Source organism: Collinsella aerofaciens (assembly GCF_039752775.1).
GTDB classification, from domain to species: Bacteria; Actinomycetota; Coriobacteriia; order Coriobacteriales; family Coriobacteriaceae; genus Collinsella; species Collinsella aerofaciens_R.
The window spans coordinates 86,592-94,633 of record NZ_JBDMGT010000002.1 but is presented as its reverse complement, the minus strand read 5'-3'; the positions used below and the strand labels follow the sequence as shown (position 1 = coordinate 94,633).

Below are 8,042 nucleotides of genomic sequence, written 5' to 3'. Positions count from 1 at the left end.
CTAATAACCTTTTTCACTCCGGCTGCAAGCAGAGTCGTTCAAAAGGTTATTAGTGGCCGGGCCCGCGACCGCCGGGACACGTACCCCCAATTAACTGTTCTTCATGACAATCGAATCCACAACATCGGCCACATTCTCGCAGCAGTCGGCGCAGTACTCCAGGAAGGCGTAGACGTCACGCCAAGCGATGACCTCGAGCGGATCCTTGCCGTTAACGTGCAGGTTGCGCATGGCGTTGATGTAGAGCTCGTCGGCCTCGGACTCGATGGTGTTGATCTGGATGACCAGCTCGCGCAGCGTTTTGGACTTGCGGTAGTTGGGAAGCTCGACCATCAGGTCTTTCATGGCGCGGCAGGCGTCAGTCACCTTGTGGGCGATGACGATGGCGTCGGGATGGATGCTCTGAATGTTGGTGAAGTAGACGCGCTGCACGACGCCCTCAATACGGTCGAGCACGGTGTCGAGCGCGCAGCTCATCAGATCCAGATCCTCGCGCTCGAGCGGGGTGATAAAGGCGGTGAGCAGGGCGTCTTCGAGCTCGTGGTGCTTCTTGTCTGCCGCATGCTCAATCGCATGCATCTTATTGAGCATGTCGTGAATCTGCGCGGGATCGAAGTTCTCAAAAATCTTGGTGAGCAGCTCTGCGGCCTGGACGGCGAGGTCGGCGCAAGCGACGTAGTTGTCAAAGTAGAACGAATCGGGTTTCTTTGCCATGGGTGGGTCCTTTCGAGGCGAAGACGGGTGGGCGAAGTGTTGCGGTCCGGATGGACGTTCGGTTTGATTAGAGGAACATCATGAACAGCTTGGCCATGACAAAGCTGATGAGTCCGCAGGCGGGGAAGGTGAAGAACCAGGTGAACATCATGTCCTTGACGACTCCGAAGTTGATGGCCGAGAGGCGCTTGACGGCACCGACGCCCATGATGGCGCAGGTCTTGATGTGTGTGGAGGACACGGGGATGCCGGTAAGGGTGGCAAGCAGCAGGTTCGCGGCGCCCGCGAGGTCGGCGGAGAAGCCCTGATACTTCTCGAGCTTAACCATGCTCTGGCCGACGGACTTGATGATGCGCTCACCGCCCACGCTGGTACCGATACCCATAGTGGCCGAGCACAGCAGCATAATCCAGATGGGGATGCCGGCATCGCCGACGCTGGTCTGGCCGTTTGCGAAGGCCACGCCTAAAAAGAGCACGCCGATGAACTTCTGTCCATCCTGCGCGCCGTGCATAAAGCTCATGGCCGCAGCGCTCGCGATCTGAGCGTATTTAAAGAAGACATTGGCACGTCGCCTGTTGGCGGCGGCGAAAAGAATCGAGACGAGTTTGCACAGGACCCAGCCCATGACAAAGCCCAGGCCGATGGAGAGCGCCAGGCCGTAGATGACCTTCATCCACTCGTGGACGTTGACGCTGCTCGCGCCGCCGAGGGCGATAGCGGCACCGGTCAGGCCGGCGATAAGGCTGTGGCTTTGCGAGGTGGGGATGCCAAAACGCGACGCTGTGGCGCCGTAGACGACGATGGAGAACAGGGCCGCGCACAGGCAGGCGAGCGCCATGGTGCTGTTTCCGCCAAAGTCGACGATATGCGAGATGGTATTGGCGACGCTCGCATTAAAGTGCGTCATGATGAGCACACCGAGGAAGTTGAATGCGGCGCTCATGAGAATGGCGGCGCGGGCGGGCATGCAACGCGTAGTGACGCAGGTCGCGATGGCGTTGGGCGCGTCGGTCCATCCATTGACGAAGATGGCGCCGAGCGCGAGGATCACGGTGACGGCAAGGACTGGGTTCGACACAATTTGGCCGAGGAAGGTTGAGAACGTTACGTCCATATATGGGCTTTCTCGAAGTTTGCAGGCACGTTACAAAAACATGATAAATCGTATCACCTCCTGCGGGTTTCTTTACCGAGTTCTGATGGGAGAAGTGAATTTTTTGGCACTAATATTGAATATTAGCCCTGTTGACCGCGGGTGTTCTTTTTGCTAACACACCATGAGGACACGTGTGCGTGCCCCAACATCCCAAAACCACAGTCTGTTCGCTTTACAATATGCAAACATGCGTTCGATAATAGGAGGCATGGAATATCGACAGACAGATGGCAAAACTCGGCGCGTGCACAAGCAGTATGTGGACGTCGTGGCTCGCATCCTCGCGGGCGGACAGGTCGTGCCGGTCACCGTCTGCTGGGTCGACGGTCGTTGCTTTACGATTGACGAAATTATCTCGACCACCGGGTTTGGCCTGATGGTCCACGGCATCCGTACGGCAACCTATAAGGTGCGTTTTGGCGGGCACGCGACCGAGTTGTATCTGGAGGACCAGACGCGCGAGCGGGCGGACGGCTCGCAGGCACACGTGATGCGTTGGTGGGTCTGGGCCTTTGATCGCACGCTCGAGGGCGAGCGCCGTAGGTAAGGACGTACGGCATTCGGGTACAATGACAGGAATCTTGTCAGCTACTGCGCTGTCGCGGCGCTTTTGAAAGGACGAAATTATGAACGATATTCAGGGCTATCAGAACGGCCCCATCGAAACCGGCGCAAGCCGTGCCAAGGAGATGTCGCCGCGTGCGTATAATCTTGCCATGTCTGCCCTCATCTTCTTGGGCTTTTGTGCCATGGGCGTCGGTGCTTACTTTACGAGCACCATGTCGTTTGCGCGCATGATGATGAGCGGGGCTGCCCTACCGCTGGTTTTTGGCTCGTTTATTTTGACCATCGTCGGCATGGTCATGATGTCGGCCGCCGCCAGCAAGCAGTCCGTGGGCCTGTCCCTTGTGGGCTACGTAATCTTTGCGAGCACCTTTGGCCTGACCGCGTCGTTTGGCCTTGCCAACTACGACCTGCCCACCATCAACACTGCCTTTATCGCCACGGCCGCCATCACCTTTGTCTTTGGCGCCTTGGGCGTGACGTTCCCCAAGTTTTTCCAGCGCGTATATGGCATCGGTTTTGGCATTCTGCTCGCTACTATTCTGGTTGAGATCGTGCTGATGTTCATGGGCGTCTCACAGACCATCACCGATCTGATCGTGATCGTGGTGTTCGCCGGCTTTATTGGCTACGACACCTATGTTGCCACGACGGTGCCGCCTACGCTGCCCAACGCCGTGCTCATGGCGTCCAATCTGTTCGTGGATATTATCAACGTGTTCCTGCGCATTCTGAACATCCTCGGCCGTCGCGACTAGTGGCGAATTGCGGCGGTGCTTGCCGTACGTGCAAATCGATGCGAAAGGCGGTCCTTCGGGGCCGTCTTTTTTGTACGCGGCGGGGTATCATGGATGGGAAAAGCCGATAGCGGCAGAGACCGAGAAAGGTGACCACTTATGGCAGACGTCGACAACAGGAACCGTAACCGCAGGTCCAACCGAGCGGGTCAGCCCAATCCCAAGCGCGAGGCCCGTGCCAAGGCCGCCGAGCGTCACGTGGCAACTGTGTCCGAAGCGTGCGCCAAGGATATCGAGCGTTCGCTTGCCGGCGTGTGCGAGTTCGATGGTATGCCTGCCGGTTTTGTCGCGGCGATGAAGGCCAAGGTTCAGAGTGCTGTGGCCGCCGAAGAACAGGTTGCCGAGGACGTCGAGGGCGCGGAGGCTGCCGAGACCGAGACGGCGCCCGAGACCGAGGCAGCGCCTGAGCCTGCCGAGGAAATCGCCGAAGCTGAGTCCGCGCCTGCCGCCGAAAAGCCCGCTCCGGTCCTGCCCGAGGTCACCGTGCTCGACGCCTCTGCCACGCAGGCCATTCTGGATAACGGCCGAGGCTACGCGCAGTTCTGCGACATGGCCGTGCTCGCCTTTGCCTCGTTCACCAACCCGGGCGGTGGCTACATCCAGGGCTATCTGGGCCAGGAGGCCACGCTCTGTGCCGATTCGTACCTGTACAACGTGCTCGATAAGCAGCGCAAATGGTACGGCGAGAACCGTCGCCGCAACATCAACTGCGAGCTTTACCGCAATCGTGCGCTGGTGGTGCCTGCGGTGCGCTTCGACCGCAACCACGTACATGCATATGCCGACGTAATCGTCGCCGCCGCACCCAACGCCAAGCGCGCTCGCCAGGAGTATCGCGTGGGCGACGATGCCTTGCTGGATGCCCTGCGCGATCGCATCCGCTTTGTGCTTGCTATCTGCGACGAGTTGGGTCGCGAGAAGCTCGTGCTGGGCGCTTGGGGCTGCGACAACAACGGCTTTGACGCCGAGGCCGTGGCTGAGCTCTTCCGCAAGGAGCTCGCATCGGGCGACTTTAAGGTCAAGCAGGTCTTCTTTGCCGTGCCTTCTACGCGTTGGGACGAGGATTTTGCCAAGTTCGAGCACGTGCTGGCAAACTTCCCCGAGCGCAACGAGGAGTCCTATGCCCAGGTTGCCGCTCGTGCTGCGGCCGCTCACGCCGCCGAGCAAGCCCAGGCTGCTGCCGAGGACGATGAGGACGATGACGATTGGCGCAAGTACCTGTAATCGGTACGTGCCGACAGATGGGTCGGGCCGGCGGGAGAGACTGCTCCCGTCGGCTTTTTACTAAAGGAAGGGCTTACGATGAAAAACGTTCTGTGCTTTGGCGATAGCAATACCTACGGCTACGATCCGGCGGGTATGCGCGACGGCACCGCGGTGCGCTATGCGCACGATGTGCGCTGGTGCGGTGTGGCCCAGCGCGACCTGGGCGAGGGCTGGCACGTGATTGAGGAAGGCCTAAATGGTCGCACGACGGTGCGCGACGATATGTGTCATCTGGACACCAACCTCAACGGCATTCGCGCGCTGCCGATGCTGCTCGAGACCCATAAGCCGCTGGACGCGATCGTGATTATGCTGGGCACCAACGACTGCAAGACGGTCTTTAGCGTGGGTGCTGCCGATATCGCTGACGGTGCCATGGCGCTGATTCGCACCGTCCGCGCGTTTCCCTGGACCGAAGCCGCGCCCTGCCCGCGTATTCTGCTGATGGCGCCTATCAAGATTAAACCGCAGATCGCCGATGTGTACATGACCGACTTTGACGAGCGCTCCGTCGAGGCCTCGGAGCATTTTGCCGAATACTATGCGTATGCTGCCAAACAGTTTGGCTGCGACTTTTTGAATGCCGCTGATTTTGCCGAGCCGGGCGATATCGATTATCTGCACATGATGCCCGAAAGTCACGAGAGCTTGGGCCACGCCGTGGCAGCCAAGCTCAAAGAGATGCTCGGAGCGTAGCGCGACCCCAAGCAGTGTAAAAATTCCCCTTTCGGTGGCTTGATTCGTTTGTTTGTCTTGATCCGTAACAGTTGTAAGGCCGAAAACGGGCTAGATGTTACAGATTGAGATTATTTAGGTCGATATCGGTCATTTGTCTCGATCTGTAACATCTAGGGTCGATTTTGCCGAGTTACTGTTACAGATCGAGATTATCTTCTCAGCTAAATTTGAATGTCTCGATCTGTAACAGGCGGGCCGAAAAATGGATTCTAACTGTTACAGATCGAGATGTTTGTGGGAACCACCGCAAAGGTGCCTGTCCCCTTTGCGGTGGTTTTGGGCTGCGAATCTTAATACTGCCACATATGGTTAACGGGGCCGGAGCCTTTGCCCATGTCAAAGCCGGCGGCGAGAGCGCCCGTTAGGTAGGCCTTGCCGGCGTTGACGGCATCGGCAAGATCCATACCCTGGGCCAGCGCGCAGGCGATGGCTGACGAGAGCGTGCAGCCGGTGCCGTGCGTGTTGTCGGTCTCGATACGCTTGTGGCGGAACCACGTGGTGAGCGGATCGCCCAGATGGTTGCCCTCGTCATCGAGCGGCGCGGGCTCTGCTAGCACATCGTTGGCCTCGTTGACAAAATGCCCGCCCTTAACGAGGGACGCGCAGCCAAAGCGGCGGGTGAGGAGCATGGCGGCATTTTGTTGCGTGCGCTCGGAATCGACCTCGTAATCGAGCAGCGCCATGGCCTCGGGAATATTGGGCGTGATGACGGTCGCCAGTGGGAACAGGCGGCGTGTAAGCGCTTCGGCGGCGTCCTCTGCGATCAGGCGAGCGCCCGAGGTGGCGACCATGACGGGGTCGACGACGATATTTTGTGCGTCCCAGGCGCTCAAGCGGTCGGCGATAACCTCGATAATCTCGACAGAGGAAACCATGCCGATCTTGACGGCACTGGGGCGGATATCGTCAAAAACGGCATCGATTTGCGCCGCGACAATATCCGGGGAGATGTTTTGCACAACGGTGACACCGAGCGTGTTTTGTGCGGTTATGGCCGTGATGGCCGTCTCGGCATACAGGCGGTGCGCCGTGATGGTCTTGATGTCGGCCTGAATGCCGGCACCACCGCTGGAATCTGATCCTGCGATGGATAGAACGGCGGGTACCTTACTGCGATCCGTGTTCGCTCCCTTGTTCGGTCGGATTCAAATGGGTCTTCTGCCTGCATTATAAAGTTGCCCGGGCCAGCTGTATGCCGATCCCGGGCGGGCGGTGCAATCTTTACGTAAATGTAAGAAAATGTTCACATGTCAACAATTGACGAACACCTTGTGGCCGTTTGTGTCTCCGGTGACGAGTTAGTCCTCCATGCCAAGATCGATCGTCGTGCCCTCGAACACCTTGTTGACGGTGCGGACGGCGCACATCTTGCCGCACATGGTGCAGGTGCCCTCGGTGGCGGCAGGGGACTCCTCGTAGCGCTTTTTGCCCGTAACTGGGTCGAGAGCACACTTCCACATGGCATCCCAGTCGAGCTTGCGGCGTGCCTGGCCCATCTTGTCGTCCATGTCGCGGGCGTGCGGCACCTTCTTGGCGATATCGGCGGCATGTGCGGCGATCTTAGTGGCCATGAGGCCGTCGAGCACATCCTGGGCGTTAGGCAGGCATAGGTGCTCTGCCGGCGTCACGTAGCACAGGAAGTCGGCGCCGGAGCTCGCGGAGATGGCGCCACCGATGGCGGCGGTGATGTGGTCGTAGCCCACACCGATATCGGTCACCAGCGGCCCGAGCACATAGAACGGGGCGTTGTGGCACAGGCGCTTCTGCAGCTTCATATTGGCGGCGATCTCGTCGAGCGCCATGTGGCCCGGTCCCTCGACCATAACCTGGACGCCCGCGGCCCAAGCGCGCTTGCACAGCTTGCCCAGCTCGATCATCTCGGCGGTCTCGGTGGCGTCGTTGGAGTCGTAGAGGCAGCCCGGGCGGCAGGAGTCGCCGAGCGAAATCGTCACGTCGTACTCGTGGCAAATCTCGAGCAACTCGTCGTAGAACTCATAGAATGGGTTCTCGTTACCGGTGACCTCCATCCAGCCAAACAGCAGTGAGCCGCCACGGCTCACGATGTTCATCAGGCGGCCGGTCTCCTTAAAGGTCTTGGTGACCGACTTGTTTATGCCGCAGTGGATGGTCATAAAGTCCACGCCGTCCTCGGCATGCGCGCGCACGACTTCGAACAGGTCGTCCTTGGTGAGCTTGACCAGCGGCTTTTCCATGTAGCCGATGGCGTCGTACATGGGGACGGTGCCTACCATGAGCGGCGTCTCGTCGATGAGCTGCTGGCGGAACTGACGTGTCTTGCCCGAGTTGGAGAGGTCCATGATGGCGTCGGCACCGTAGTCCTCGGCGATCTTGACCTTCTTCCATTCCTCGGCGGCATCGGCCTTGTCGCCCGAGATGCCCAGGTTCACATTGACCTTGGTGGACAGGCCCTCACCGACGCCAAAGGCGCGCATGCCCTTTTTGATGTGCACGATGTTGGCGGGGATGGCGATGCGGCCGTCGGCCACGCGCTCGCGGATGTACTCGGGGTCGCGATGCTCACGCTCGGCGACTTCCTTCATCTGCGGTGTGATCTGCCCAGCGCGGGCGAAGTCGATTTGCGTGACGAGCTTGGGCTCGGTCTGTGTGCTCATTGGCACGGCTCCCTTCGTTGGCATTACCCATATCAGGTTTGCGGGTCAGGGCGGGCGCGCCCAGTCTCAGCCTGCCGTCTTGTCCTGCAAGCTCCCCGTTTATGTAATGGGCTCAAGTATAGCCTGAATGGGTACGATTGGGCCAACAAGCGTGCCTGTGGGGAGGCGAAC

Annotated in this window: 8 protein-coding genes; 4 read left to right on the top strand and 4 right to left on the bottom strand. The window is 59.3% G+C overall.

Annotated features, from left to right (window positions below; translation table 11 throughout):
* Positions 1-90: 90 nt before the first annotated feature.
* Both ABHR63_RS01245 and ABHR63_RS01240 read right to left on the bottom strand, forming a co-directional pair.
* The gene (locus ABHR63_RS01245; protein WP_138112201.1) at positions 91-714 is read right to left on the bottom strand and encodes a DUF47 domain-containing protein; all 624 of its coding nucleotides are present in this window, start codon (positions 712-714) and stop codon (positions 91-93) included.
* 67 nt (positions 715-781) lie between these two features.
* Entirely contained in the window at positions 782-1,831 is a 1,050-nt protein-coding gene (locus ABHR63_RS01240; RefSeq protein WP_117655139.1) for an inorganic phosphate transporter, read from the bottom strand.
* A 250-nt stretch (positions 1,832-2,081) separates the two neighbouring features.
* Here ABHR63_RS01240 and ABHR63_RS01235 point away from each other — a divergent pair, with 250 nt between their 5' ends.
* The 4 genes from ABHR63_RS01235 (at position 2,082) to ABHR63_RS01220 (ending at position 5,196) form a co-directional block, all read left to right on the top strand.
* A complete protein-coding gene (locus ABHR63_RS01235; RefSeq protein WP_117746758.1) occupies positions 2,082-2,420 on the top strand; it encodes a hypothetical protein in 339 nt (112 codons plus the stop codon).
* A gap of 79 nt (positions 2,421-2,499) precedes the next feature.
* Positions 2,500-3,195: a Bax inhibitor-1 family protein gene (locus tag ABHR63_RS01230; RefSeq protein ID WP_117746759.1), complete on the top strand. Its 696-nt coding sequence runs from the start codon at positions 2,500-2,502 to the stop codon at positions 3,193-3,195.
* A 138-nt stretch (positions 3,196-3,333) separates the two neighbouring features.
* Positions 3,334-4,458 carry a TIGR02452 family protein gene (locus ABHR63_RS01225; RefSeq protein ID WP_346964909.1) on the top strand — a complete coding sequence of 375 codons (1,125 nt, stop codon included), beginning with the start codon at positions 3,334-3,336 and terminating at the stop codon, positions 4,456-4,458.
* Between the two features lie 78 nt (positions 4,459-4,536).
* Entirely contained in the window at positions 4,537-5,196 is a 660-nt protein-coding gene (locus ABHR63_RS01220) for an SGNH/GDSL hydrolase family protein (protein WP_346964910.1), read from the top strand.
* Between the two features lie 332 nt (positions 5,197-5,528).
* On the opposite strand, the gene thiD is transcribed toward ABHR63_RS01220, so the two are convergent.
* Positions 5,529-6,326 (bottom strand): bifunctional hydroxymethylpyrimidine kinase/phosphomethylpyrimidine kinase, encoded by a 798-nt coding sequence (thiD, locus tag ABHR63_RS01215; RefSeq protein WP_346965855.1) that lies wholly within the window; start codon positions 6,324-6,326, stop codon positions 5,529-5,531.
* A 210-nt stretch (positions 6,327-6,536) separates the two neighbouring features.
* Positions 6,537-7,871, bottom strand: a complete 1,335-nt coding sequence (gene thiC / locus ABHR63_RS01210) for a phosphomethylpyrimidine synthase ThiC (protein ID WP_346964911.1) — start codon at positions 7,869-7,871, stop codon at positions 6,537-6,539.
* Positions 7,872-8,042: the final 171 nt, after the last annotated feature.

What these genes read in the sequence shown, in the direction of transcription:
- ABHR63_RS01240 (WP_117655139.1), bottom strand. Translation starts at nt 1,831, where the DNA reads ATGGACGTAACGTTCTCAACCTTCCTCGGCCAAATTGTGTCGAACCCA.
- thiC (WP_346964911.1), bottom strand. Translation starts at nt 7,871, where the DNA reads ATGAGCACACAGACCGAGCCCAAGCTCGTCACGCAAATCGACTTCGCC.
- ABHR63_RS01225 (WP_346964909.1), top strand. Translation starts at nt 3,334, where the DNA reads ATGGCAGACGTCGACAACAGGAACCGTAACCGCAGGTCCAACCGAGCG.
- ABHR63_RS01230 (WP_117746759.1), top strand. Translation starts at nt 2,500, where the DNA reads ATGAACGATATTCAGGGCTATCAGAACGGCCCCATCGAAACCGGCGCA.
- ABHR63_RS01245 (WP_138112201.1), bottom strand. Translation starts at nt 714, where the DNA reads ATGGCAAAGAAACCCGATTCGTTCTACTTTGACAACTACGTCGCTTGC.
- ABHR63_RS01220 (WP_346964910.1), top strand. Translation starts at nt 4,537, where the DNA reads ATGAAAAACGTTCTGTGCTTTGGCGATAGCAATACCTACGGCTACGAT.
- ABHR63_RS01235 (WP_117746758.1), top strand. Translation starts at nt 2,082, where the DNA reads ATGGAATATCGACAGACAGATGGCAAAACTCGGCGCGTGCACAAGCAG.